We start from the raw sequence: 24245 nt of genomic DNA, 5'->3' as shown, positions 1-24245 counted from the left end.
GGTTCAGTGGCGGTCTTTGGGTTTGAGGCACTGCCCTGACCGCGCCTGGCACAGGGCAAACAACCAGCGCCGCAGCTTCGTGAGTTTCAGTTCCATACCAGCAGCTCCGCCGGGGTCGGGTTGTAGGCGTTGCACGGGTTGTTCAGTTGTGGGCAGTTGGAAATCAGCACGATCACGTCCATCTCGGCCCGCAGGTCGACGTATTTGCCCGGCGCGGAAATCCCGTCTTCGAAGGTCAGGCCGCCGTCGGCGGTGACCGGTACGTTCATGAAGAAATTGATGTTCGGCCCGATGTCGCCCTTGCCCAGTCGGCCGTCGTGCACGCAGGCGCGCAGGTAGTTGTCGCGGCAACTGTGCATGTAGCGTTTTTCCAGGGCGTAGCGCACGGTGTTGCTCTCTTGGGCGCAGGCGCCGCCGAGCGTGTCGTGGCGGCCGCAGGTGTCGGCGACGATGGTCAGCATCGGCTTGCCGAGGTTAGAAAACAGTACGCTGCCGGTGCTCAGGTACACGCTGTTCTGCCGGCGCAGGGTGCGCTGCACGTCGTAGCGTTCCTTCGGGTTGGCGACGCTGTAGAACAAAGTGTCGATGGCCTGGTTACCTTCCAGGTCGAGGATGCGCAGGGTCTGCCCGGCCTTGATCTCGGTCAACCAGGGTTCGCCGGCGGGAATGGTCGCGCGGTATACGGCGTTTTCCGGCTGTTTGTCGGTGGAGGCAGCGGTGGCGATAGCAAGTGACATGGCAGCAATCCTCAGGCGAACAAACGGTCGGTGTTGATAAAGCCGCGCTCGTTTTCCGGGCGCGAGGTGCGGCAGTGCTCGGCGACGCTGGCATCGGCGTTCATCCAGCTGAGCTTCAGCGGTTGTGGCGCGTAGTCCGGCGCCGGGTCCATCGGGTGTTGCAGGGCGGTGAGCACCACCAGGGTGTCCATCGGCGCGTACAACTCGATGTAGTCACCGGCCTTGGAATTGCCCTCGACGAAATGGAAACGCCCGGCGTCGTCGACGTTGACCCGGCTGAACAGGTTCAGGGTCATCAGCAGGTCGGACAGGCCCAGGCCCCACTTGCCCAGCTCCACCAGCAGGTTGTCAGTGCCGTTGCGGAAGAAGCCGTTGCGCAGTTCCTGATAGCGACCCTCGCCGTATTTTTCCGCGACTTCCTCAGCGCAGAGCACGCCGCCAAGACTGTCGCTCCAGCCGCAGGTGTCGGCGGTGATCGCGGCCAACACCCGGCCCATGTCCGAATACAGACAATGGCCGGCGGTGAGCTTGGCGGTGTGTTGGCACTTGAGGCTGTCGGGCAGGTTCAGTCGCTCGGTTTTTTCGTTGGCGTTGAGCAGCGTCAGGCTGACGTTGGCGCCGCCGCGCAGGTCGGTCAGGCGCAGCAGTTGGCCGCGCTTGAGCACGAAGGAACGGTGGCCGCCACCGAGCAACATTTCTTCGGCGAAGGGCGGGAACAGTTGGGTCGAATCGGTCATGTGAATACTCCTCTCAAGCAAGACGCAGGGTGCCGGCCAACGAGGCGGGCAGGGCGTCGACGGCAGCGCGGCTGACGCGGCGCTCGCTGTTCAATGGAATGTCGTAAGTGATGCGCGCGCCGTAGGCGCCGGGGGCGTGCGGGTCGACACGGACCTTGTCGAACACCAGCAAACGGGTGCCCAGGCTGAAGCCTTCCGACAGGTCGTGGGTGACCATGAACACCGTCAATTGGGTCTCGCGCCACAGCGCCAGCAGCAACCCGTGCATGTCTTTGCGAATGCCTGGGTCAAGGGCGCCGAAGGGTTCGTCGAGCAGCAACACCCGGGGCTTCATAATCAAGGCCTGGGCGATCGCCAGCCGTTGCTGCATGCCGCCGGACAACTGTGCCGGATACTTGTCCAGCGAATGGCCGAGGCCGACCTTGTGCAGCAACACCGCCGCCTGTTCCCGGGCATCTTTCTTGGCGCTGCCGAACAACCGCCCGAGCAGCGGCGAGCGCGGCAGTTCCAGGCCCAGCGCCACGTTGTCGAGCACCGTGAGGTGTGGGAACACCGAGTAGCGCTGGAACACCACGCCACGGCTGGCATCGGGCTCGTTGGCCAGCGGTTGGCCGTCGAGCAGGATCTCGCCGCGACTGGCTTTTTCCTGGCCGAGCAGCAGGCGCAGGAAGGTCGATTTGCCGCAACCGGACGCCCCGACCAGGGTGCAGAACTCGCCCTCGTTGACGTGCAGGTTCAGACCTTCAAGCACCACTTGGTCGGCGTATTGCTGCCACACGTTCTTTACCGTGATGAAGCTCATTTGGCGGCCCCTTCGTACCAGGGAAAGGCCCGGCGAGTCAGGTATTTCAAGCCCCAGTCCATCAGCCAGGCGAGCAGGGTGATCCACACCACATAGGGCAGGATGACGTCCATCGCCAGGTAACGACGCACCAGGAAGATCCGATAACCCAAGCCGTCGGTGGAGGCGATGGCCTCGGCGGCGATCAAAAACAGCCACGCCGAACCGAGCATCAGCCGCAGCGAGATCAGCAGCCGTGGCAGCAATTGCGGCAGTACCACCCGCAGCATCAGGGTCCAAGTCGAGGCGCCGAGGGTTTGCGCCTTGATCAGCAGCTCCACGGGGATTTCCCGGGCGCGCTGTTCCAGATCCCGCGCCAGGCACGGAGTGATGCCAATGACGATCAGCATCACTTTCGACAACTCCCCCAGCCCGAAGACGATGAACAGAATCGGCAGGATCGCCAGCGGCGGCACCATCGACAGCACCGTCAGCAACGGCGACAACGGCGCGCCGAACAGCGGCAGCGTGCCGGCGGCGATGCCCAGGCACAGGCCGGCCAGCGCGCTGATGCCCAGGCCGATGGCCAGGCGTCGCAGGCTGGACGCCGTGTCTTGCCACAGCAGGTATTCGCCGGTGCGGCTGTCGGCGTTGAAGGCCAGGCGTTTCACCGCATCGGTCATTTGCACGGCGCTGGGCAGCAGCTTGTCGTTGGGGTTTTCCGTCAGGCGCTCGGCCGAGCCCATGAAGTAGGCCAGCAGCAGCAACGCGAACGGCAGGATCACCAACAACAGGCGACTCGGACGGTCCGGGTGGCGATTGATCAGGCGCATGGCCAGTCCTCCGGTTTACAGCTTGGCGTCGGCGGCCATCTGCACGTAGCTCGGGTCGAAGCGCAGCTTGAGGTTGCCCTTGTCACCGCTGGTCACGCCATTGGCGAAGGCCATGCCCACGGCGCTGGTGTCCTTCGCGCCTTCACCCAGCAGACCGTGCTGGAAGGAGAACTCGGCAACCTTGCGCATGGTGTCCGGCAGTTGCTTGCTGGTGGCGAATGCCAGGGCTTCGGCCGGGGTGGCGAACAGCTTGGTGGTGTCGAGTTGTGCCTGGAAACCGGCGAGGTCGGTGCCCGAGGCCTTGGCCATATGCTCGAGCGCGCTTTTGCTGGCGGCGTTCTTGGCGTTCATCAGCGCCACCACTTCAAACCAGGCGCCGGTCAGGGCTTTGCCCAGGGCCGGGTTGTCTTTGAGGGTCTGGGTGTTGACCACCATCATGTCCATGATCTCGCCAGGGATCTGGCTGGAATTGAACACTTCAGTCACGCCGGGCTTGGCCTTGATGTCCGAAAGCATCGGGTTCCAGGTGGTGACGGCGTTGACTTGATCGGTGTTGAAAGCGGCGGAAATGTCGGCGTCGGAGGTGTTGACCACTTTCAGGTCTTTCTCGGTCAGGTCGGCGGATTCCAGCGCCCGCGCCAGCAGGTAATGGGAGACGGAGAGCTCTACCAGGTTGATGTCCATGCCTTTGAGATCGGCGACTTTCTTGCCTTCGCCCTTGATCACTACGCCGTCGTTGCCATTGGAGAAATCGCTGACGATCAGCGCGGTGCTGTCAACGCCGCCGGCGGCCGGGATGGTCAGCGCGTCCATGTTGGTCATGGTGCAGCCGTCGAACTGGCCAGCGGTGTATTGGTTGATCGACTCGACGTAGTCGTTGAGCTGCACGACATCGATTTTGATCCCGTACTTTTTCGCCCATTTGTCGACGATGCCTTGGCTGCCGGCGTATTCCCACGGCATCCAGCCGGCGTAAATGGTCCAGCAGACGTTGAAATGGTCTTTTTGTGCCGCTTGGGAAGAGAGGCTGACGAGGGCCGCGAAAGAAGCGGCGAGCAGGGCGGGTAAACGAAGCTTGAGCATGGGTGGTTCTCCAGTTGATCAAGGGCGGACAGGAGGCAACGCGGCACCGTGTACGGTGGCTTGTCTCCCGGGCTTTTGTCCCGCCGTGTAACCTCAACTGGAGGTCGCCAACTCTCGGACCAGCCACTCGCTTTCGCGAGCCGGAACCCTAGTCGGCCATTGCAAATTGTGGTGCCGCGAACCTGTGATGACTCCTGCACGCTTTAACTTAAGCGAGAGCCGTGCCAAGTCGGCGGGAGCGGTCTGCACAGGGGGCTTGGGCGATTACGCCGAGTGACAGAGCAGAAAATGCGCCTTGTGATGGTGCGTGGTTGCACCGCGATGGTTCGCGCTCAGTCGAACGAGCAGTACCGAGCACGTGACAAAGCTTTCATAAATCACTTGTTTCAACTTGTTGCAGGAACGCACCAGATTCTGAAAGTGCTGTCAGATAACTCGTCAGTCACCGTAAAAGACTGTCGCCTGCCAGCGTCGCTGGTTTGGCTCGCTCGCGGTCCAGGAGGCCGCCATGTATCGTCGAATTCTTCTACTGGTTGTAATGGGTTGGTCCTTGGCAGGATGCGTACCTTATTCCTACGGAGACGGAGGCAGTTACTACAGTTCCCAGGTGTATACCTCACCGGCGCCAGCCTACTATTCTGGCGGCGGCGGGTATTACAGCGGCGGCAGCAACTACTATTCCGCCCCGCGTTACTACCAGGCGCAACCGCGCTATTACCAGTCGGCTCCCCGCTATTACTCGGCGCCGCGCTATTACCAACCGGCGCCACGGCACTATCAGAGCCGTGGCTGGCAAGGGCACGACCGGGGCCGCTGGGACAATGATCGTCGCGGCGGCTGGAACAATGACCACCGAGGCCGTGGCGGTCGCGACCACCACAGCAATCGCGGCGATCGCGGTGGCCGTGGCGACCACGGTGGACGTGGCGGTCGCTGGTAAAACTCAGGCGGCACTCAAAAAAAAGCGGCGCATTCAGCGCCGCTTTTTTGTGCCCGAGATTCAGTACTCCGACAAGTCCGCCAACGGATGCCGGCCTTCCCAGGCCTTGTGGAAATGCGCTTCGACCACCGCCTCCGGCACCGCATTAATGTCGGGCCAGTGCCAGTGTGGTTTCTGATCCTTGTCGATCAAACGTGCGCGCACCCCTTCACTGAATTCCGGATGCCGGCAGCAATTGAGACTCAGGGTGTATTCCATCTGGAAAACCTGCGCCAGCGACAAATGCCGCGCCCGCACGATCTGTTCCCAGACCAGGTGCGCAGTCAGCGGCGAGCCTTCGCTCATGGTCTTCGCCGCGCGCGCCAGCAACGGATCGGCATGCTCGCGGCACAGGCTCAGCGCCCGCCAGGCACAGCGCACATCGCTGACGTCCAGCAGTTCGTCGATCTGCTGACGGCGCGGCAGCCACTGGGCTTGCGGCATTTGCTCCAGCGCTTCCTGTTGCAGGGCCTTGAGCAGGCTGTTGAGCTGCATCGCGGTCTGTTCCTGCCAGTTCAGTTGCAGCAGGCCCTCGATCAGCGCTTCCTGTTGATCGTCGAGCAAAAAACGGTCGGCGAGGTTGAGGTCGATGGCATCGCGCCCGTTCATGTGCGCGCCGGTCAGGCCGAGAAACAAGCCGAGCTTGCCGGGCAGCCGCGACAGAAACCAACTGGCGCCAACGTCCGGGTACAAGCCGATGGTGATTTCCGGCATCGCCAGGCGGCTGCTCGGCGTGACAACCCGGATATTCGCCCCTTGCAACAGGCCCATGCCGCCGCCGAGCACGTAACCGTGGCCCCAGGCGATCAACGGTTTGGGGTAGGTGTGCAGGTGAAAGTCCAGACGGTATTCGGCGGCGAAGAACTGCGCGGCCAGCGGTGGCACTTCGCCGGGATGAGCGCGACAGGCCTCCACCAGGCTGCGCACTTCGCCACCGGCGCAAAATGCCTTGGCGCCATTGCCGCGCAGCAGCACGCAGACGATTTGCGGGTCCCGGGCCCAGGCACCGAGTTGGTCGCTCAGCGCGTTGATCATCGGCAGCGACAGGGCATTCAGGGAGTGTTCGGCGTCCAGGCTGGCAATGCCGAGGCGGGCGCCGTCTGTGCCGGTCAGTTCTTCGAAGTGCAGATTCATCGTGACCTCGATCGGGAAAATGAGCGTTCAGTATGATCGCAATATAGGAAAGTGCCGGATCGGCGTCAGATCAATTGACAAGGCCCATAGGGTTTCCTAGGGTTCGCCCCATTGTTTTTACCGGGTATGACCATGACTGCCGACGACCGTATCAAACTCGAACCGAGCTGGAAGGAGGCACTGCGTGCTGAGTTCGACCAGCCGTACATGGCAGAGTTGCGCCGCTTTTTGCAGCAGGAGCGGGCGGCCGGCAAGGAGATCTACCCGCCAGGCCCACTGATTTTCAACGCGCTCAACTCGACACCGCTGGCTAAGGTAAAAGTAGTGATCCTTGGCCAGGACCCGTACCACGGCCCTGGCCAGGCCCACGGCTTGTGCTTCTCGGTGCAACCGGGCGTACCGGCGCCCCCGTCGCTGGTCAACATCTATAAAGAGTTGAAGCGCGATCTGAACATCGACATCCCCAACCACGGCTACCTGCAAAGCTGGGCCGATCAGGGCGTGCTGCTGCTCAACACCACCATGACCGTCGAGCGCGCCAACGCCAATGCGCACAAGGACAAGGGCTGGCAGTTCTTTACCGACCGGATCATCGAAGTGGTCAGCGCCCATCAGCCACATTTGGTGTTCATGCTGTGGGGCGCCCATGCCCAGAGCAAACAGAAACTGATCGACGCCAGCAAACACCTGGTCCTGACCTCGGTGCACCCGTCGCCGCTGTCCGCCTATCGCGGCTTCCTCGGCTGCGGGCACTTCGGTCGCACCAACAAGTTTCTCGAGCAGAACGGCGAAACGCCGATCGAGTGGCGCTTGCCGCCGGTTTGACGGACTGACCTTGCGGACCCATCGGGAGCGAGCCCGGTCCCCCAGGTTTGGCGTCGTTCGAAAAAAGTGTATCCGGCGCGGTCACTGTGGGAGCGGGCTTGCCCGCGATGCAGTCGACTCGGTCTTACTCGGGATTCCGGTTCCAATACTTGAACAACGGCTCCGCCAGAAACAGCACGAACAACAGCCGCATCACCTGCATCGCCGTCACCAGGGGCACCGAGAGTTGCAGGGTTTCGGCGGTCAGGCTCATTTCGGCGATGCCGCCGGGCATCATGCCCAGGGTCAGCGAGCGCAAATCGAGATGGGTCAGGGCGCTCAGACCGAGCGCGGCGAGGGTGGCGATCAGCATGGTCAGCACCGTGCCGATCAGCGTCCGGCCCATGAACGACGGGGCCCGACGGAAGAACTGCCGATTGAAGTGACAGCCCAGGCCGCTGCCGATCAGCCATTGGCCGATCTGGCTACCGCCGTGGGGCAGGGCGATGTGCAGGTCCCAGCCGATGCTGACAGCGGCGCTCACCAGCAACGGCCCGAACAACCACGGATTAGGTTGCCGCAGACGCTCCCAGCCCCAGGCGAGCAAAGCGCCGGCCGGGAACAGCAGCGCCAGCCACCACCAGTTGACTTCGGTGGCGTGTGTCAGCGGTGCGCCGTCCCCGAGCAAATACTTGAACGCCGCCGGCACACACAGCACCACCACCAGCACCCGCAGACTTTGCCCCGCCGCCACGCGGCTGAGCACCGCGCCGTTGCGCGCGCCAAGGTTGACCATCTCGCCGGAGCCGCCCGGCATGCTGGAGAAAAACGCGGTGGCGCGGTCTTCACCGGTGCGGCGCATCAGCCACACCCCGACCACGCTGGACACGCTGGTGACCAGCGCGCCGAAAAAGATCAGCCCGAAATGGCTGAGGACCTGCTCCATCACCACCGGGGTGAAGTGCAGGCCGATACCGATACCAACGATCCACTGGCCGCACTTGCGGCCGCCAGGGATTTCCGCCAATTGCCAGGGAGTGAGGCAGCGCACCAGGATGATCGCCAGTAACGAGCCGACCATCCAGGGCAGCGGCCAGCCGACCAGGCTGGCGAGGTAACCGCCGAGTGCACCCACCAGCGGTGTTCCCCACCAGGTTTTGAAAGGCCGGTCAGACATCGGCAATAGCGCGCCTTGCAATCGAACGTTTGCGCCAGATGCGCAGGATCGGCATCAACAGCATGACGGCGGTCAGTACCCAGACACCGAAGGTGATCGGGCTCGACCAGAGAATTTCCAGCGCACCGTTTGAGATCGACAACGCACGACGCAGGTTCTGCTCCATCAGGCCGCCGAGGATAAAGCCCAGTAACACCGGCGACAACGGGAAGTCGAGCTTGCGCAGGATGTAGCCGAAGATGCCGATGCCGACCATCAGGAACAGGTCGAAGGTGGTGGCGTGCACCGCGTAGACGCCGATCCCGGTAATGATCGCAATCACCGGCACCAGCGCCCAGTTCGGCACGGCGAGGATACGGGTGAAGATGCGGATCATCGGGATGTTGAGGATCACCAGCATGATGTTGGCGATGAACAACGACGCGATCAGGCCCCAGACGATGTCCGGTTGCTGTTGGAACAGCAGCGGGCCAGGGGTGATGTTGTACAGCGACAGCGCGCCGATCATCACCGCAGTGGTGCCCGAACCTGGAACGCCAAGGGTCAGCATCGGCACCAGCGCACCGCAGGCCGAAGCACCGATGGCGGTTTCCGGCGCGGCCAGGCCACGAGCGTCGCCCTGGCCGAATTTGCCGCCTGCACCAGCGATGCGTTTCTCGGTCATGTAGGCCACGGCACTGGCCAGCGTCGCGCCAGCACCCGGCAACACGCCCATGATAAACCCGAGCAGGCCGCAACGAATGTTCACTACGAACACCGACGAAGCTTCCTTGAGGTTGAACATCATCCGCCCGGTGGCTTTCACCGCTTCCTGGCCGCGATGGGTTTTCTCCAGCAGCAAGAGGATTTCACTGACCGAGAACAGGCCCAGCACCAGCACCACGAACTGAATGCCGTCGGTCAGGTGAATGTTGTCCCCGGTAAAACGGTAGACGCCGCTGTTGGCGTCGATGCCGACGGTGGACAGGAACAGCCCGATCAACGCCGCGATAAAGGTCTTCAGCGGTCGATCACCGGCCATCCCGCCCAGGCAGACAATCGCGAACACCATCAGCACGAAGTATTCCGCCGGGCCGAAGGCAATCGCCCATTTCGCCAGCAGCGGGGCGAACAGCACCATGCCGCAGGTGGCGATGAACGCGCCGATGAACGAGCTCCAGGCCGACAGCGACAACGCCACGCCCGCCAGACCCTGGCGGGCCATCGGGTAGCCGTCGAGGGTGGTCATCACGGTCGACGCTTCGCCGGGAATGTTCAGCAGGATCGAGCTGATTCGCCCGCCGTATTCGCAGCCCAGGTACACCGCCGCCAGCAGGATCAGCGCCGATTCCGGTGGCAGGCCAAGGGCGAAAGCGATGGGAATCAGCAACGCCACGCCGTTGATCGGTCCCAGGCCCGGCAGCAGGCCGACCACGGTGCCGATCAAGGTGCCGATCAATGCGGTGATCAAGTTGTACGGGCTCAGCGCAACGCCGAAGCCCTGGCCCAAGTAGCCAAGAGTATCCATATCAGTTCTCCAGAACGTCGAGCAGCCCGAGGGGCAGCGGCACGTCCATCAACTTGTCGAACAGCACGTACAAGCCGATGCTCATCAGGGTGGTCACGACGATGCTCGGCCACCAGCGGCCGCCGTACAGGCGCGCCATGGGAATGCCGATCAGCATGCTGCTGAGGATGAACCCGAGGGGCTCGAACAGGCCGGCGAAAATCAGCAGCAAGACGATGCAAATACCGATCTTGGTCAGGGTTTCACGGTCCAGGGGTGGTTCGTCTTCGCTGTGCTTGATCGCCGTTGGACGGAAGATCATGTACAGCAGCGCCAGGCCCATCAGCCCGAGCATCAGCAACGGAAACGCCCGAGGGCCCACTGGTTCGTAGGAAAAAGCCGCCTGATACGGCCACGCCATCAGTGCCAGACCGGCACAGGCCAGCAATAGCACCGAGGCGAAAATGCGTTGTAAAAGCATGAACAACTCCTTGGCGACGCCCGGTGAAAGACGCCGCCGCAAGAACCGGGGCGATTACTGGATCAGGCCAAATTCCTTCGCCAGCGTTTTGTAATCGGCGACCTGCTTCTTCACGTAGGTGTCGAGTTCCGGACCGGTCATGGCAAACGGGAACAGCTCACGCTGATCGCGCAGCTTGGCGAATTCTTCCGAGGCCAGCAGTTTGTCGAAGGCTTCTTTCCACCAGGCGTAGTCTTCATCGCTGACCTTTGGCCCGAGGTAGAAGCCGCGCACCACCGGCCAGACAATGTCGTAGCCCTGCTCTTTGGCGGTCGGAATGTCTTTCATTTCCGGCTCGTCCAGGCGCTTGTCGGCGAATACCGCCAGCAGGCGCATGTCGCCGCTCTGGATGTGCGGCATGGAGTCGGAAATGTCGGTGCTGCCCACTTGAATGTGGCCACCGAGCAGGGCGGTGGCGATTTCGCCGCCACCTTCGAGGGCAACGTAACGCAGGTCGCGCGGGTTGATCCCGGCGGCCTTGGCGATCAGCGCGGTTTGCATCCAGTCTTGGCTGCCGACGGTGCCGCCGGAACCGATCACCACTTTGCTCGGATCTTTCTTCAAAGCCTGAACAAGATCATCGAGCGTCTTGTAGGGCGAATCGCTTTTCACCGCGATGGCGCCGTAACTGGTGCCCACAGCGGCGAGCCAGCGCACGTTGGTTTCATCGAAACGCCCGAACTTGCCTTGCGCCAGGTTCAGCAACGAACCGCTGGACCAGGCCACCAGGGTCCCGGCATCCGCTGGACGTTGGGCCACCACCGCGTTGTACGCCACCGCGCCGACACCGCCGGGCATGTAGGTCACGCGCATCGGCTTGCTCAGCAGTTTTTCGTTAACCAGAGCGCTTTGGGCCAGTTTGCAGGTCAGGTCGAAGCCGCCGCCGGGGGAAGCCGGGGCGATGCATTCCGGGCGCTTGGGCTCAGCGGCAGCCAGCAGTTGCCCGGCAAACATCAGGCAGCCAGCGGCAAGGGCGAAACGGCGAAGTGGTCGGTTCATGGGTGTCTCCACGGGAGTTATTGTTTTTGGGGATGAGTCAGAAGCAGCGGGTTTACGCGGTGCTGTCGGGGGGTGTCAGCCTGAACGACGAACAGCCGGCGACAGCGCTGGCGAGCGTAAACGGGAAAGATCGGGGGAATGGATGCAGCGGACAAGCCGGTCGCTGTGTGGACAGCATGGCGCAGTACCTCGGTTATTGTTCTTATTGGCGAAAACGCTTCGTGGCGTTTTTCGGGAGCTACAGTTTCAAAGCGGTGGCCGAGCATGCCGGGCAGGCGCAATCGGACCTGGGCCGACTGTAACGGCCGAACCTTTCACTAACCTTTCATCGGCCTTTCAATCCGGTTTTCACGGTTTACGGGCTTCACAGTGGCGGTGGCGGCTGTAAACTCCGCGCCAAAGAATGGCGCCGACCCTTCCTGAATGAGGTAACGATCCATGCGTGTCCTGCTCGTCGAAGACCATTTGCAGTTGGCGGAAAGTGTCGCCCAGGCGCTTAAAAGCACCGGTCTGACGGTGGACGTGCTGCACGATGGCGTGGCGGCGGACCTGGCCTTGAGCAGCGAGGAATACGCGGTGGCAGTGCTCGATGTCGGCCTGCCGCGCATGGACGGCTTTGAAGTGCTGGCGCGCCTGCGCGCGCGGGGCAAGACCTTGCCGGTGCTGATGCTCACGGCCCGCAGCGATGTCAAGGATCGGGTGCACGGCCTTAACCTCGGTGCCGACGATTATTTGGCCAAGCCCTTCGAACTCACCGAGCTCGAAGCACGGGTCAAAGCCCTGTTGCGCCGCAGCGTGCTCGGCGGTGAACGGCAGCAGCGCTGCGGCGCATTGGCCTACGACCTCGACACCCGGCGTTTCACCCTCGGCGACGAATTGCTGACGTTGACCTCTCGCGAACAAGCGGTGCTCGAAGCCTTGATCGCCCGTCCTGGTCGGGTGATGAGCAAGGAGCAACTGGCAGCCCAGGTGTTCGGCCTCGACGAAGAAGCCAGCCCGGATGCCATCGAAATCTATGTCCACCGCTTGCGCAAGAAGCTCGATGGCCAGGCCGTGGCGATCGTGACCTTCCGTGGCCTCGGCTACTTGCTGGAAAGCCGCGATGCATAAGCCCAGCAGCCTGCGCTGGGGGTTGCTGTGGAACCTCGCGTTGCTGCTCGTGGTGTTAATGCTGGCCAGCGGTTTGAGCGCGTACTGGAACGGCCGCGAGGCCGCCGATACCGCGTATGACCGGACTTTGCTGGCCTCGGCGCGAACCATCGCCGCCGGGTTGTCTCAACGGGACGGCAGCCTCAGCGCCGACGTGCCCTACGTGGCCCTCGATACCTTTGCCTACGACAGCGCCGGGCGGATCTTCTACCTGGTCAACGACATCAATCAGAAGCTGATTTCCGGCTACGAAAACCTCCCCGGTCCGCCGCTGGGCACGCCGCGCACCGATGACTATCCAGCGCTCGCACGCTTCTACGACGCGACGTATCAGGGCCAGAACGTGCGAGTGGTCAGTCTGCTCAAAGCAGTCAGCGAGCCAAACATGAACGGCATGGCAGAGATCCGCGTCGCCGAAACCGACGAAGCGCGGGTCAAACTGGCGCGCAGCCTGGCCGCTGATACCTTGCTGCGTCTCGGCATGCTGGCGGTGGGCGCGTTGATGTTGGTGTGGTTTGCCGTGAGCGCGGCGCTGCGTCCGCTGGAGCGTTTGCGCACGGCGGTGGAGGAGCGCCAGTCCGATGATTTGCGACCGTTGCCACTGGTAGAGGTGCAGCGCGAGTTGTGGCCGCTGGTACAAGCGTTGAACCACTTTACCGAACGCTTGCGTGGCCAGTTCGAGCGCCAGGCGCAATTCATTGCCGACGCCGCCCATGAGTTACGCACACCGCTGGCGGCGCTCAAGGCGCGGCTGGAACTGGGCTTGCGTTCCACCGAGCCGCAGACCTGGCGCAGTACCCTGGAATCGTCGGCGCAAGGCACCGATCGCTTGACGCACTTGGCCAATCAATTGCTGTCGCTGGCACGGGTGGAAAACGGCGCACGGGCCATCGCCGAGGGCGGTGCGCAGTTGCTCGATCTGAGCCAATTGGCCCGCGAGCTGGGCATGGCGATGGCGCCGCTGGCCCATGCCCGTGGCGTGGCGCTGGCGCTGGAAGCGGACGAACCGGTTTGGCTGCGGGGCGAGCCGACCTTGCTCAACGAGTTACTCAGCAACCTGGTGGACAACGCCCTGGCGCACACGCCGCACGGCGGCAATGTGATCCTGCGGGTCAAGGCGCCGGCGGTGCTGGAGGTCGAGGATGACGGGCCGGGTATTCCCTACGAAGAACGGGACCGGGTGTTCGAACGCTTCTACCGGCGCAACCAGCAGGTGGCCGGTTCGGGACTGGGCCTGGCGATCGTCGGCGAAATCTGCCGCGCGCACCTGGCGCAGATCAGCCTGCATGACGGCGCCGAGTCGGGTTTGAAGGTGCGGGTGAGTTTTGTCGCGGGGTGACGGCCAGCGTCAGTAAAACATCGACCGCGACTCTTCGAGGTCGGCGCACATGGCTTTGTTCTCGGGGTCGATTTTCAGCTTCTTGAACGCAGGGACGCTGAACGCGTCAATGCGGCTCAACGGGTGATCGCTGTCCTTGTAGCAATACAGGCACGCCACCTGAACCACATCGATGTAATCGAGCTTGGCCGATTCGCGGGTGAAATCCAGATACTGTCCCGGCAGTTTCGACAGCTTCTCGGGAAACTCCCAGCCGCTGAGCAGTTTGTCGCCGAGCAACGGGTGGATGCTGTCGATGACGTGGTTGAGGCTGACGGGATCGGCGAGCAGTTCGTAATGATCTTCGGCGTAGGTCAGGATCGGCAGCACGCCAATCTGATGGACCAAGCCGCCCAGCGCCGCTTGATCCGGTTTCAGCGTGGTGTACCTGCGGCACAAGGCGTAGCTGATGCCGGCGATTTCCAGGCTGCGGCGCCAGACTTCACGCATCTTTTGCTCCACCACTTCGGAGCGGGCGTGGAAAATCTGTTCCATGACCAAGCCAATCGCCAGATTGCTGCTGTAGTTGATGCCCAGGCGCGTGATGGCGGTGTGCAGGTCGGTGACTTCCTGGGTAGCACGCAGTAACGGGCTGTTCACCACTTTGATCAGGCGCGCGGTCAATGCGGTGTCGCGGCCGATCACTTTGCTCAAATCACTGACACTGATCTCCGGGTCTTCAGCCGCACGGCGAATCTGCAGGGCGACTTCCGGTAATGTCGGCAGAACCAGGTCATCGTTATCGATGGCCTCAACCAAATCCCGTTGGACCTTTTCCGCCAGCTCAATCATGAATGTTCTCTAGGGTCTTGCGATGGAGTACGGCGATCAACGCTGGATTTCGCGGTCGCGATCCAGGGCGTAAGGCAGGTCGAGCAGTTGCAGCCCCGGACCTTCCAGCGCGCCCAGATGCAGGCTGCCACCCTCTGCTGCTTCGGCTTGCAGCACGGCCAGGAGTTCAATGGTTTTTTCCGCCCGTGCGGCGATCACCACTTCGCCGATCGAGCTGCCATGGTTGGGGGAAAACAGCGGGGTGCCGGGCTCCGGCACATCGTCGGTCGCCAGTTGCAAGCGATACAGGCGCCGCTTGAGTTTGCCCAGGTATTGCATGCGCGCGACGATTTCCTGGCCGGTGTAGCAGCCTTTCTTGAAACTCACCCCGCCCACCGCTTGCAAATTGAGCATCTGCGGGATGAACAGCTCACGGGTGGCCGGCATGACCTGGCCGATGCCAGCGCGGATCTGCCCCAGCAGCCATTGGTTGAGCGACCCTTCCGGCAACTGCGCGGCCAGGTTGGCTTTGATGGTCTCGGTTTGATCGGCCGGCGCCCACAGCTCGGCACGCTCGGGGGAGACGCGAATCGCGATGAGCTGTTCGTGGCGCGCCACGCTGTCGGTGTCGGCTGGCAGCGTCAGGCCCAGGCTGGCGAGCACGGCATCGCTGTGGGCCACACCGAAGCGCACCCAGGCAGCGCTTTCATCAGTGAGTTTGGATTTGGAGAACACTGCGTATTTTTTCAGGTCCGCCAATTGCGCTTCGAGCAGCTCGCTGGCCATGGCCAGCAGCACGCCGTCACCTTGCAGCAGAATGCGGAAGCTCGACTGCATGCGACCTTTTTGCGTGCAACGGGCGCCGAGGCTCGATTGCGTGTCGCTGAGGTAGTTGAGGTTGCAGGTCAGTTGGCCTTGCAGGAATTTGCCAGCATCGACGCCGCGTACTGCCAGTACGCCTTCGTGAGACAGGGTGCAGAAAAAAGCAGAATCGGCCATGGGTCATCGCAGGATCGAAAAAAGTATGGGGCACATCATAAGGGGGCGCCCCTGAAATGGGTAGTTCACAAAGGATCGGTGGTGCCCGACCAAAGCCGACTGTTCGACCCGGCGCGGGGCTGTATACTTGCGGCCTATTTGAGGAGCGCTCCATGGTCGAAGATGTTGAACTGAACCGCCTCTACTGGCACAGCCGCCGCGGCATGCTTGAGCTTGACGTGTTGCTGGTGCCGTTCGTGAAAGAGGTTTATCCGCACTTGAACCAGGTCGATCGCGACTGCTACGTCCGGTTACTGGAGTGTGAAGATCAGGACATGTTTGGCTGGTTCATGGAACGCGCTGAGTCGCAAGACCCTGAACTGCAACGCATGGTTCGCATGATTCTGGACCGTGTTCAGCCCAAGTAACGCGTTCGAATGCCGCTGGCATGCCTCGCGGCAGTTGCTGGTGGCGTACGTATTGGCCCAGGCATTCGCTCTGGGTTCTTTGTTTCTGCTGTCTATTCCTGCGTGGGCCGGCCTGATCGGCGCGTTGTGTTGCCTGGCGCATGCTGCCTGGGCCTTGCCGCGTCAGGTGCTGCTGACGCATCCGCGTGCCTTCAGCGGGTTGCGTCGCGATGGCGAGGGTTGGCAACTGTGGAATCAGGCCGATGGATGGCAAGCGGTGCAACTGCGCCCGGATAGCCTAGCGCTGCCGCTGATCGTGGTGCTGCGTTTCCGTTTGCGCGGCGAACGGCGGATCAGGGCGATCTGCGTGCCGCGGGATTCGCAGGCGGCGGAGGTGCACCGCCGCCTGCGGGTGCGGCTCAAGTTCAGTCGGCGTAGGTGGGCGGCACCAGAATAGTGTCGACCGCCACCGGCAGCATGTCCGGATAATCCAAGGTGTAGTGCAAGCCCCGGCTCTCCTTGCGCTCCATCGCTGAGCAAATCATCAACTCTGCCACTTGCGCCAGGTTGCGCAGCTCGATCAGGTCGCGGCTGACTTTGTAGTTGCTGTAGAACTCATCGATTTCGTCCAGCAGCAAACGCACCCGGTGCTGCGCCCGTTGCAGGCGTTTGTTGGTGCGCACGATGCCGACGTAGTCCCACATGAAGCGCCGCAGCTCGTCCCAGTTGTGCGCGATGATCACGTCCTCGTCCGAGTCCGTCACCTGGCTGGCATCCCAGACGGGCAGGGCGATGGGGATCGACACCTGCGGTAATTGCTCAAGGATGTCTGCCGCCGCCGAGCGGGCGTAGACGAAGCATTCCAGCAGCGAATTGCTGGCCATGCGGTTGGCGCCGTGCAGGCCGGTGAAGCTGGTTTCGCCAATGGCGTACAGCCCCGGCACGTCGGTGCGGCCCTGTTGGTCGACCACCACGCCGCCGCAGGTGTAATGCGCGGCCGGGACCACCGGAATAGGCTGTTTGGTGATGTCGATGGAGAATTCCAGGCAGCGTTCGTACACCGTCGGGAAATGGCTTTTGATAAAGGCTTCAGGCTTGTGGCTGATGTCCAGGTAGACGCAGTCGATGCCCAGGCGCTTCATTTCATGGTCGATGGCACGGGCGACGATGTCCCGCGGGGCTAGTTCGGCGCGGGGGTCGAACCGTTCCATGAAGCGTTCGCCGTTGGGCAACTTGAGGTGCGCACCTTCACCGCGCAAGGCTTCCGTCACCAAGAAGCTTTTGGCTTGCGGGTGGTAAAGGCAGGTCGGGTGGAATTGATTGAATTCCAGGTTCGCCACGCGACAGCCCGAGCGCCAGGCCATGGCAATGCCATCGCCACAGGCGCCGTCGGGGTTGCTGGTGTACAGATAGACTTTGGCCGCGCCACCGGACGCGAGAATCACGAATCGCGCACCGTAGGTGTCGACTTCGCCGGTGCTGCGATTGAGCACGTAGGCACCGAGGCAGCGGTCGCCTCCCAAGCCGAGGCGTTTTTCAGTGATCAGATCGATTGCGACCCGCTGTTCGAGCAATTCAATGTTCGGACGTTGTTTGGCTTGGTCGAGCAGCGTGCGGAAGATCGCGGCGCCGGTGGCATCGGCGGCATGAATAATGCGCCGATGGCTGTGGCCGCCTTCGCGGGTGAGGTGGAATTCGAAACCACCGTCTTCGGTACCGGATTGCTCATCGCGGGTGAAGGGCACGCCTTGGTCGATTAGCCATTGGATCGCTTCTTTGCTGTGCTCGACCGTGAATCGCACCGCGTCTTCATGGCACAAACCGCCACCGGCATTGAGGGTGTCCTCGACGTGGGACTCGACGGTGTCGGTGTCATCCAGTACCGCCGCGACGCCGCCCTGGGCCCAGAATGTCGAGCCGTTGGCCAGATCGCCTTTGCTTAATACTGCAATGCGCAAATCCCCCGGGAGGGTCAGCGCCAGACTCAGGCCGGCAGCGCCGCTGCCGATTACCAGAACATCGTGTTGAAACTGTTGGCTCATTTCAGGATTCCGCTCAAAGCGACCCAAGACGGGGGTAGCGCAAGACACCTTGATCGAAGGGTCAAGTCAGCCACACAGCCCACTAGTATATAGAGGGGGGGAGCGGCACAATAGCCGGGCTCACATGGCATTGTGAAACTACCGTGGCGGAAAAGGCTCAACGGTTCGTCGGAAGCGATTATGACGAGATCGGCGACAGGAGCACTGTATCGCCGCTGAAACGGCCTTTTTCTCCTCACTGTTGCGCAATGTCTGGCCGGTACGGCTATAAATAATTGGAACTTTTGCCAAACGGTCTGGATCAATAGACCGTTGCCCGAGTCGAGGGACGTGTCGGATTCAGGGCAGGATGTGCGGTATGGTCCGCGCCAGTGATCCGATAAAAAGATTATTTGCGCAGCCGAGCCATCTCGCGCTGCGCTTTTCGTGCGTGTCAAATCAGAGCACGTAGGAAACTTGCCTGGAGGGGGAGAACTTTTGCGAAAAGCCCGAGTCTATGTTTGCAAGCCTGATCGATTAGTTATGCCAGTCTCCTCCAAGCTTATCGAGGAGTGTTCATGCTAACCCAGGAAGAGGATCAGCAGCTGGTCGAGCGCGTACAGCGCGGTGACAAGCGAGCTTTCGATCTGTTAGTGCTGAAGTATCAGCACAAAATTCTCGGGTTGATCGTGCGTTTTGTGCACGACACCCATGAAGCCCAGGATGTGGCACAGGAAGCGTTTATCAAAGCTTACCGTGCGTTAGGAAATTTTCGCGGCGACAGCGCGTTTTATACGTGGCTTTACCGCATCGCCATTAACACGGCGAAAAACTATCTGGTTTCACGCGGTCGTCGGCCGCCGGATAGTGATGTCAGTTCAGAAGATGCAGAGTTCTATGATGGCGATCATGGTCTGAAGGACCTTGAGTCTCCTGAGCGGGCTTTGCTGCGGGATGAGATTGAAGGCACCGTCCACCGAACCATCCAGCAATTGCCTGAAGATTTGCGTACCGCTTTAACTTTACGTGAATTCGATGGTCTGAGTTACGAGGACATTGCGAGCGTCATGCAATGTCCAGTTGGTACCGTGCGCTCCCGGATTTTCCGCGCTCGGGAGGCCATCGATAAAGCTCTGCAACCTTTGTTGCAGGAAAACTAAAGACAGCGGCGACAGCCAAGAGAGGAACGCCATGAGTCGGGAAGCCCTGCAGGAATCGCTGTCCGCAGTGATGGATAACGAAGCGGACGAACTGGAATTGCGTCGGGTGTTGAACGCCTTTGACGATGTTGAAACCCGTGAGACCTGGGCTCGTTACCAGATCGCTCGGGCTGTCATGCACAAGGATTTGCTCCTGCCTCGTCTGGACATTGCTGCGGCAGTTTCTGCTGCGATCGCGGATGAAAGCGTGCCGGCAAAAGCGTCTCGTGGTCCATGGCGTAGCCTCGGTCGCCTGGCTGTTGCAGCCTCGGTTACCGTAGCCGTGTTGGCGGGTGTGCGTTTGTACAACCAGGACGAAATCGCTGGTGTCGAGCTGGCGCAGCAGTCCAACCAGCCAGGTCTGGCCGTTCCACAGGTTAAAGGCCCTGCGGTATTGGCCGGCTATAATGAGAGCTCGGATGCTACTGGCCCTATGGCCAATGGCGTATTGCAAGGTCAGCCGGGCTGGCACGATCAGCGTCTGCCAAGCTACCTGCGTCAACATGCACAACAAGCTGCGTTGAAAGGGACTGAAAGTGCCTTGCCGTATGCCCGTGCAGCGAGCCTGGAAAACCGCTAAGGAGGATCATGCGCGCCATACCTCTACTGTCGCTTCTGCTGAGTGGCTGGTTCGTCGTTCCAGCCCACGCCGACGATGCCCAGGATTGGTTAGTCCGCCTGGGCCAGGCAGAGCAGAAGCAAAGCTTTGAAGGCACCTTCGTTTACGAGCGTAACGGTAGTTTTTCTACCCACTCCATCTGGCATCGTGTCCAGGATGGCAAGGTCCGCGAGCGTCTGCTCCAGCTCGACGGTTCGGCTCAGGAAGTCGTTCGTGTCGATGGGCGTACCCAGTGCGTTAGCGGCGCCTTGATTGCGGGATTGGGTGATTCGCCCAAATCCGCCGCTCGTGCTTTTGATCCACAAAAGCTCAAGAATTGGTATGACCTTGCCGTCGTCGGCAAGTCGCGCGTGGCCGGGCGTGAAGCGGTGATCGTATCGTTGACGCCGCGGGACCAGCATCGTTACGGCTTTGAACTTCACCTCGATAAAGAAACCGGCTTGCCTTTGAAATCGTTGTTACTCAACGACAAAGGTCAGTTGCTCGAGCGCTTCCAGTTCACTCGCCTGAATACCACAGACCTGCCCTCAGAGGCTGAATTGCAACCGAACGACGATTGTCGTGCGGTCGTGCTCGATAGCGATAAGGCGTCGGCTGCGAAGACTGCGCAGGCGTGGCATTCGGATTGGTTACCGCCAGGCTTCGAGCTGACCGGTACGACATCGCGCAATGATCCAGAGACGAAAACCCAAGTTAACAGCATGATGTTCGACGACGGGCTGGCCAGGTTCTCGGTGTTCCTCGAACCGCTCAACGGCGCCACGGTCACCGATACGCGGACTCAGTTAGGCCCTACCGTCGCAGTATCCCGTCGACTGACCACTCCGCAGGGAGAAATCATGGTTACCGTAGTTGGCGAAATTCCGATTGGCACGGCAGAGCGCATCGCGCTTTCCATGCGTAATGATTCATCTTCCACCAAGCAATGAACTGATAACGTTATGCACCTTGGTCAGGCTGTTGAGGGTGAGACGTCGAAATGTTTGGTGAGCATTTCCATTTGCATAAAATCCTGAATTTTCTTATAGGTCAGAGCCCCTCGGCTCTGGCCTTGTTTGTTGTTCCCGGAACAAAAATACCGGCGTATCTTCCCCGGTATTCCTTGGTCCCTATCGCTTAACCATGCTCGTCGTAACGGGAGCCGTATGTCGATACTTCGCTTGAAATCCTATCTACCCATTTTCGCCACCGTGCTGGTACTCGGCCAGTCTGTGAGCGCTCAGGCTGCTGACGTCCCGATGGCGCCGCAGTTGCCTGACTTCACTCAGTTGGTCGAGCAGGCTTCGCCCGCCGTGGTCAACATCAGTACCACGCAGAAGCTGCCGGACCGCAAGGTCAACGGCCAGCAAATGCCCGACCTGGAAGGCTTGCCGCCGATGCTGCGCGAATTCTTCGAGCGGGGCATGCCGCAGCCACGTTCGCCTCGCGGTGACCGTCAGCGTGAAGCGCAATCGCTGGGTTCGGGCTTTATCATTTCGTCCGATGGCTACATCCTGACTAACAACCACGTCATCGCTGACGCCGATGAGATTCTCGTGCGTCTGGCTGATCGTAGCGAGTTGAAAGCCAAGCTGGTCGGCACCGATCCGCGGTCCGACGTGGCGCTGCTGAAAATCGAAGGCAAAGACCTGCCGGTGCTTAAGCTGGGTAAATCCCAGGACCTGAAAGCCGGTCAGTGGGTGGTTGCGATCGGTTCGCCGTTCGGGTTTGACCACACTGTCACCCAAGGCATCGTCAGCGCCATTGGCCGCAGCCTGCCGAACGAAAACTATGTGCCGTTCATTCAGACCGATGTGCCAATCAACCCGGGTAACTCCGGTGGTCCGTTGTTCAACCTTGCCGGTGAAGTGGTCGGGATCAACTCGCAGATCTATACCCGTTCCGGTGGCTTCATGGGCGTGTCGTTCGCTATCCCGATCGACGTGGCTATGGACGTTTCGAACCAGTTGAAAAGTGGCGGCAAAGTCAGTCGTGGCTGGCTGGGCGTGGTGATCCAGGAGGTGAACAAAGACCTGGCCGAATCGTTCGGTCTTGATAAGCCGGCCGGTGCACTGGTCGCGCAAATTCAGGACGATGGTCCAGCAGCCAAGGGTGGCTTGAAAGTCGGTGACGTGATCCTGAGCATGAACGGCCAGCCGATCGTCATGTCCGCAGACCTGCCGCACTTGGTGGGCGCGCTTAAGGCTGGCGCCAAAGCCAACCTCGAAGTGATCCGCGAAGGCAAACGCAAGAATGTCGAGTTGACTGTCGGTGCCATCCCGGATGAAGGCAAAGAGCTGGATGCCGCGCCGAAATCCGGCGTTGAAAGCACCAGCAATCGCCTCGGTGTGGCCGTGGTGGAGCTGACCGCCGAACAGAAGAAAACTTACGACCTGCAAGGCGGCGTGCTGATCAAGGAAGTGCAGGATGGTCCTGCGGCACTGATTGGTTTGCAGCCGGGTGATGTCATCACGCACTTGAACAATCAGGCGATCGGTTCGACCAAGGAATTTACCGAGATTGCCAAGGCGCTGCCGAAGAATCGTTCGGTGTCGATGCGCGTTCTGCGTCAGGGTCGTGCCAGCTTCATCACCTTCAAACTGGCTGAATAAGCAGATGTCGGTTGAATAGAAAACCGCCTCGAAAGAGGCGGTTTTTTTGTGGGCGCGATAAATGTCAGCCCATCATGTCTTTAACCATCCGTTCTTGTTCCATCAGCTCGCGCTGCCGAGCATCGATCCTCGACGACAGTGGGAAGTTGCCACCGGCCTTGCGTTTGGCAAAATCCAGTTGCTGGATCGCCTGACGATAGTCGCCAACCAGGGCGAAATACTCCGCTCGGGCCTGATGCAAACCGATGATGTTGCCTGACAAACCGCGTGTCTCCGCCACCATGTACCAGACGTCTGGATCGTCCGGTCGGCTCTTGAGTAGCGACTCCAGGGCTTTTTCTGCCTCGGGTGCGCGGTTCTGCTTGAGCAGCAGGTCCACACGAACCTGGTTCAGCGGGTAGTTGCCGGGGTACTGCGTGAGCAGGCGATCGACTCGCGATTGCGCGTCCGACAGCTTGTTGCTGGTGATGTCGAGGTCCACCTGCGCCAAGTTGTAGATGATTTCATTGGGTGACTTGGCCAGCAACGGTTTGAGGTTCTCCCGCGCTTCATTGAGTTGGCCGCCCTTGATCTGGGCGATGGCCAGACCATATCGAGCGACATCACTTCGCGGATTTTCGTCAAGCTGCGCGCGGAAGCGTTTGGCGCCCAGGCCCGGGGTTCCTTCGTAGATCAGTTGCACCCGCGCACGGATCAGTTGATAGCGCACGGTGTCTTCAATGCCGCCCGCCGGGGCCTGCTCGGCGCGGTTGCGGGTGTCGGCGATACGGGATTCGGTAACCGGGTGAGTCAGCAGGAATTCCGGTGGCTTGGCATCGAAACGGTACTGGCGAGACAAGCGCTCGAACATGGTCGGCATCGAACGGGGATCGTAGCCGGCCTTTTCCAGATTCAGGATGCCGATGCGGTCGGCTTCCTGTTCATTCTGCCGCGAGAAGCGCCGTTGTTCCTGGATCGCCGCCGCTTGCGTACCGGCGATCGCGGCAATACCGGCGTCGCCACCGCCCGCCGCCGCAATCACGATCCCGGCCAGCAGTGCGGCCATCATCGGCACCTGCATCCGCTGCGAGGCTTCGACGCCACGGGCGAAGTGCCGTTGCGACAAGTGAGCCAGTTCGTGAGCCAGCACCGATGCGTATTCGCCTTCGGTCTGCGCGTTCAGGAACAGGCCGCCGTTGACCCCGACGATGCCGCCCGGTGCGGCAAAGGCGTTGAGCTGCGGGCTGTTGATCAGGATGAACTCAAGGCGCCGGTCGTTGACCTGGCTGGTTTCCACCAGCTTGTATACGCTGGATTCGACGTAATCTTTGAGCTGCGGGTCGTTGAGTTGCGAAACCTGGCTGCGCAGCAATGCCAGCCATGCGCGACCGAGTTGGTATTCCTGTTGTGGCGAGACAATGGCAGAACTGGCGTCACCGAGAGACGGCAGGTCGTCGGCGAAGCCCGGTGAGGCGAGCAGGCAAGCGAGCGTCAGCAGGGTAGGGCGCAGAAAGGTCATGCACAAAGCCTTAATCGACAAAGACCTTACTGTAGCCGGACACTTGCGTTCGGACCAGATATTCTAGGCGGCTCAAACACCTGTCTGGAGTGAATCGATGACCGACGCCGTAGCCCATGACGCCGAACTGGATGCGAGCGGCCTGAATTGTCCGCTGCCGTTGCTCAAGGCCAAGCTGGAACTCAATCGTCTGGCCAGTGGCGCCGTGCTCATGGTGATCGCCACGGATGCCGGCTCGCAACGGGATTTTCGCACGTTCGCCCGATTGGCCGGGCACACGTTGCTGCGCGAGGAAGACGAGGCCGGTGTCTATCGCTACTGGCTGAAAAAAGCCTGACCTCTTCTGCCCCTTTTCCTAGGAAAT

At 61.2% G+C, this 24245-nt stretch carries 26 protein-coding genes and 1 riboswitch; of the genes, 12 read left to right on the top strand and 14 right to left on the bottom strand.

Annotation, left to right across the window (positions count from 1 at the left end; translation table 11 throughout):
* Positions 1 to 86: 86 nt before the first annotated feature.
* From RG836_RS25365 to RG836_RS25345, 5 genes are read right to left on the bottom strand one after another with little or no spacing between them, the layout of a single operon-like run.
* A complete protein-coding gene (locus RG836_RS25365) occupies positions 87 to 737 on the bottom strand; it encodes an urea amidolyase associated protein UAAP2 (RefSeq protein WP_310850471.1) in 651 nt (216 codons plus the stop codon).
* A gap of 11 nt (positions 738 to 748) precedes the next feature.
* On the bottom strand, positions 749 to 1474 hold the full coding sequence (locus RG836_RS25360) for an urea amidolyase associated protein UAAP1 (protein WP_310850470.1): 726 nt from the start codon (positions 1472 to 1474) through the stop codon (positions 749 to 751).
* A gap of 13 nt (positions 1475 to 1487) precedes the next feature.
* Positions 1488 to 2276 (bottom strand): ABC transporter ATP-binding protein, encoded by a 789-nt coding sequence (locus tag RG836_RS25355; protein WP_310850467.1) that lies wholly within the window; start codon positions 2274 to 2276, stop codon positions 1488 to 1490.
* Positions 2273 to 3088, bottom strand: a complete 816-nt coding sequence (locus RG836_RS25350) for an ABC transporter permease (RefSeq protein ID WP_310850466.1) — start codon at positions 3086 to 3088, stop codon at positions 2273 to 2275. Before RG836_RS25350 ends, RG836_RS25355 begins: the two co-directional genes overlap by 4 nt.
* Before the next feature lie 15 nt (positions 3089 to 3103).
* Complete coding sequence (locus RG836_RS25345; protein ID WP_310850464.1) at positions 3104 to 4171, bottom strand: putative urea ABC transporter substrate-binding protein; 1068 nt, start codon at positions 4169 to 4171, stop codon at positions 3104 to 3106.
* 62 nt (positions 4172 to 4233) lie between these two features.
* Positions 4234 to 4334, bottom strand: a riboswitch (guanidine-I (ykkC/yxkD leader).
* A 345-nt stretch (positions 4335 to 4679) separates the two neighbouring features.
* Between RG836_RS25345 and RG836_RS25340 the strand changes: the two genes are divergently transcribed.
* Complete coding sequence (locus RG836_RS25340; RefSeq protein WP_310850462.1) at positions 4680 to 5111, top strand: hypothetical protein; 432 nt, start codon at positions 4680 to 4682, stop codon at positions 5109 to 5111.
* Positions 5112 to 5171: 60 nt separating this feature from the next.
* Here the strand turns inward: RG836_RS25340 and RG836_RS25335 are convergent, their stop codons facing one another.
* Positions 5172 to 6284: an enoyl-CoA hydratase/isomerase family protein gene (locus tag RG836_RS25335; RefSeq protein ID WP_310850461.1), complete on the bottom strand. Its 1113-nt coding sequence runs from the start codon at positions 6282 to 6284 to the stop codon at positions 5172 to 5174.
* A 132-nt stretch (positions 6285 to 6416) separates the two neighbouring features.
* Between RG836_RS25335 and ung the strand changes: the two genes are divergently transcribed.
* Positions 6417 to 7109 (top strand): uracil-DNA glycosylase, encoded by a 693-nt coding sequence (ung, locus tag RG836_RS25330; RefSeq protein WP_310850460.1) that lies wholly within the window; start codon positions 6417 to 6419, stop codon positions 7107 to 7109.
* Positions 7110 to 7233: 124 nt separating this feature from the next.
* Here the strand turns inward: ung and RG836_RS25325 are convergent, their stop codons facing one another.
* From RG836_RS25325 to RG836_RS25310, 4 genes are read right to left on the bottom strand one after another with little or no spacing between them, the layout of a single operon-like run.
* The gene (locus tag RG836_RS25325) at positions 7234 to 8265 is read right to left on the bottom strand and encodes an AbrB family transcriptional regulator (RefSeq protein WP_310850459.1); all 1032 of its coding nucleotides are present in this window, start codon (positions 8263 to 8265) and stop codon (positions 7234 to 7236) included.
* Positions 8258 to 9772: a tripartite tricarboxylate transporter permease gene (locus RG836_RS25320; RefSeq protein ID WP_310850458.1), complete on the bottom strand. Its 1515-nt coding sequence runs from the start codon at positions 9770 to 9772 to the stop codon at positions 8258 to 8260. Before RG836_RS25320 ends, RG836_RS25325 begins: the two co-directional genes overlap by 8 nt.
* A gap of 1 nt (position 9773) precedes the next feature.
* The gene (locus RG836_RS25315; protein WP_310850456.1) at positions 9774 to 10232 is read right to left on the bottom strand and encodes a tripartite tricarboxylate transporter TctB family protein; all 459 of its coding nucleotides are present in this window, start codon (positions 10230 to 10232) and stop codon (positions 9774 to 9776) included.
* Between the two features lie 54 nt (positions 10233 to 10286).
* The gene (locus RG836_RS25310; protein WP_409078107.1) at positions 10287 to 11270 is read right to left on the bottom strand and encodes a Bug family tripartite tricarboxylate transporter substrate binding protein; all 984 of its coding nucleotides are present in this window, start codon (positions 11268 to 11270) and stop codon (positions 10287 to 10289) included.
* A 32-nt stretch (positions 11271 to 11302) separates the two neighbouring features.
* On the opposite strand from RG836_RS25310, the gene RG836_RS25305 reads away from it, so the two are divergent.
* The 3 genes from RG836_RS25305 to RG836_RS25295 all read left to right on the top strand — a co-directional run bounded on the left by RG836_RS25305 (position 11303) and on the right by RG836_RS25295 (position 13758).
* A complete protein-coding gene (locus RG836_RS25305) occupies positions 11303 to 11572 on the top strand; it encodes a hypothetical protein (protein ID WP_310850455.1) in 270 nt (89 codons plus the stop codon).
* 136 nt (positions 11573 to 11708) lie between these two features.
* Positions 11709 to 12380, top strand: coding sequence for a response regulator (locus RG836_RS25300; RefSeq protein ID WP_310850453.1), 672 nt, complete (start codon positions 11709 to 11711; stop codon positions 12378 to 12380).
* Positions 12373 to 13758 (top strand): sensor histidine kinase, encoded by a 1386-nt coding sequence (locus RG836_RS25295; RefSeq protein WP_310850452.1) that lies wholly within the window; start codon positions 12373 to 12375, stop codon positions 13756 to 13758. The genes RG836_RS25300 and RG836_RS25295 overlap by 8 nt, the downstream gene beginning before the upstream one ends.
* Positions 13759 to 13767: 9 nt before the next feature.
* On the opposite strand, the gene RG836_RS25290 is transcribed toward RG836_RS25295, so the two are convergent.
* Positions 13768 to 14589 (bottom strand): HDOD domain-containing protein, encoded by an 822-nt coding sequence (locus RG836_RS25290; protein ID WP_310850450.1) that lies wholly within the window; start codon positions 14587 to 14589, stop codon positions 13768 to 13770.
* 36 nt (positions 14590 to 14625) lie between these two features.
* The gene (ygfZ, locus tag RG836_RS25285; RefSeq protein WP_310850449.1) at positions 14626 to 15567 is read right to left on the bottom strand and encodes a CAF17-like 4Fe-4S cluster assembly/insertion protein YgfZ; all 942 of its coding nucleotides are present in this window, start codon (positions 15565 to 15567) and stop codon (positions 14626 to 14628) included.
* Between the two features lie 152 nt (positions 15568 to 15719).
* Here ygfZ and RG836_RS25280 point away from each other — a divergent pair, with 152 nt between their 5' ends.
* On the top strand, positions 15720 to 15974 hold the full coding sequence (locus RG836_RS25280; protein WP_310850448.1) for an FAD assembly factor SdhE: 255 nt from the start codon (positions 15720 to 15722) through the stop codon (positions 15972 to 15974).
* Entirely contained in the window at positions 15958 to 16410 is a 453-nt protein-coding gene (locus tag RG836_RS25275; RefSeq protein WP_310850447.1) for a protein YgfX, read from the top strand. The genes RG836_RS25280 and RG836_RS25275 overlap by 17 nt, the downstream gene beginning before the upstream one ends.
* Here the strand turns inward: RG836_RS25275 and nadB are convergent.
* Positions 16379 to 17995, bottom strand: coding sequence for an L-aspartate oxidase (nadB, locus tag RG836_RS25270; RefSeq protein ID WP_310850446.1), 1617 nt, complete (start codon positions 17993 to 17995; stop codon positions 16379 to 16381). The genes RG836_RS25275 and nadB overlap by 32 nt on opposite strands.
* Positions 17996 to 18552: 557 nt before the next feature.
* Here nadB and rpoE point away from each other — a divergent pair.
* The 4 genes from rpoE to RG836_RS25250 all read left to right on the top strand — a co-directional run bounded on the left by rpoE (position 18553) and on the right by RG836_RS25250 (position 22383).
* Positions 18553 to 19134, top strand: coding sequence for an RNA polymerase sigma factor RpoE (rpoE, locus tag RG836_RS25265; RefSeq protein ID WP_003172477.1), 582 nt, complete (start codon positions 18553 to 18555; stop codon positions 19132 to 19134).
* Positions 19135 to 19165: 31 nt separating this feature from the next.
* Positions 19166 to 19753: a sigma-E factor negative regulatory protein gene (locus RG836_RS25260; protein WP_310850425.1), complete on the top strand. Its 588-nt coding sequence runs from the start codon at positions 19166 to 19168 to the stop codon at positions 19751 to 19753.
* Between the two features lie 8 nt (positions 19754 to 19761).
* Positions 19762 to 20721 (top strand): MucB/RseB C-terminal domain-containing protein, encoded by a 960-nt coding sequence (locus RG836_RS25255; protein WP_310850424.1) that lies wholly within the window; start codon positions 19762 to 19764, stop codon positions 20719 to 20721.
* 216 nt (positions 20722 to 20937) lie between these two features.
* A complete protein-coding gene (locus tag RG836_RS25250) occupies positions 20938 to 22383 on the top strand; it encodes a DegQ family serine endoprotease (protein WP_310850423.1) in 1446 nt (481 codons plus the stop codon).
* Positions 22384 to 22447: 64 nt separating this feature from the next.
* Here the strand turns inward: RG836_RS25250 and RG836_RS25245 are convergent, their stop codons facing one another.
* The gene (locus RG836_RS25245) at positions 22448 to 23881 is read right to left on the bottom strand and encodes a M48 family metalloprotease (RefSeq protein ID WP_310850422.1); all 1434 of its coding nucleotides are present in this window, start codon (positions 23879 to 23881) and stop codon (positions 22448 to 22450) included.
* Between the two features lie 97 nt (positions 23882 to 23978).
* Between RG836_RS25245 and RG836_RS25240 the strand changes: the two genes are divergently transcribed.
* Positions 23979 to 24218: a sulfurtransferase TusA family protein gene (locus RG836_RS25240; RefSeq protein WP_310850421.1), complete on the top strand. Its 240-nt coding sequence runs from the start codon at positions 23979 to 23981 to the stop codon at positions 24216 to 24218.
* Positions 24219 to 24245: the final 27 nt, after the last annotated feature.

The sequence above is a fragment of the Pseudomonas rhizozeae genome (genome assembly GCF_031583775.1).
Classification (GTDB): domain Bacteria; phylum Pseudomonadota; class Gammaproteobacteria; order Pseudomonadales; family Pseudomonadaceae; genus Aquipseudomonas.
This window is presented reverse-complemented; position numbering and strand designations above follow the sequence as displayed.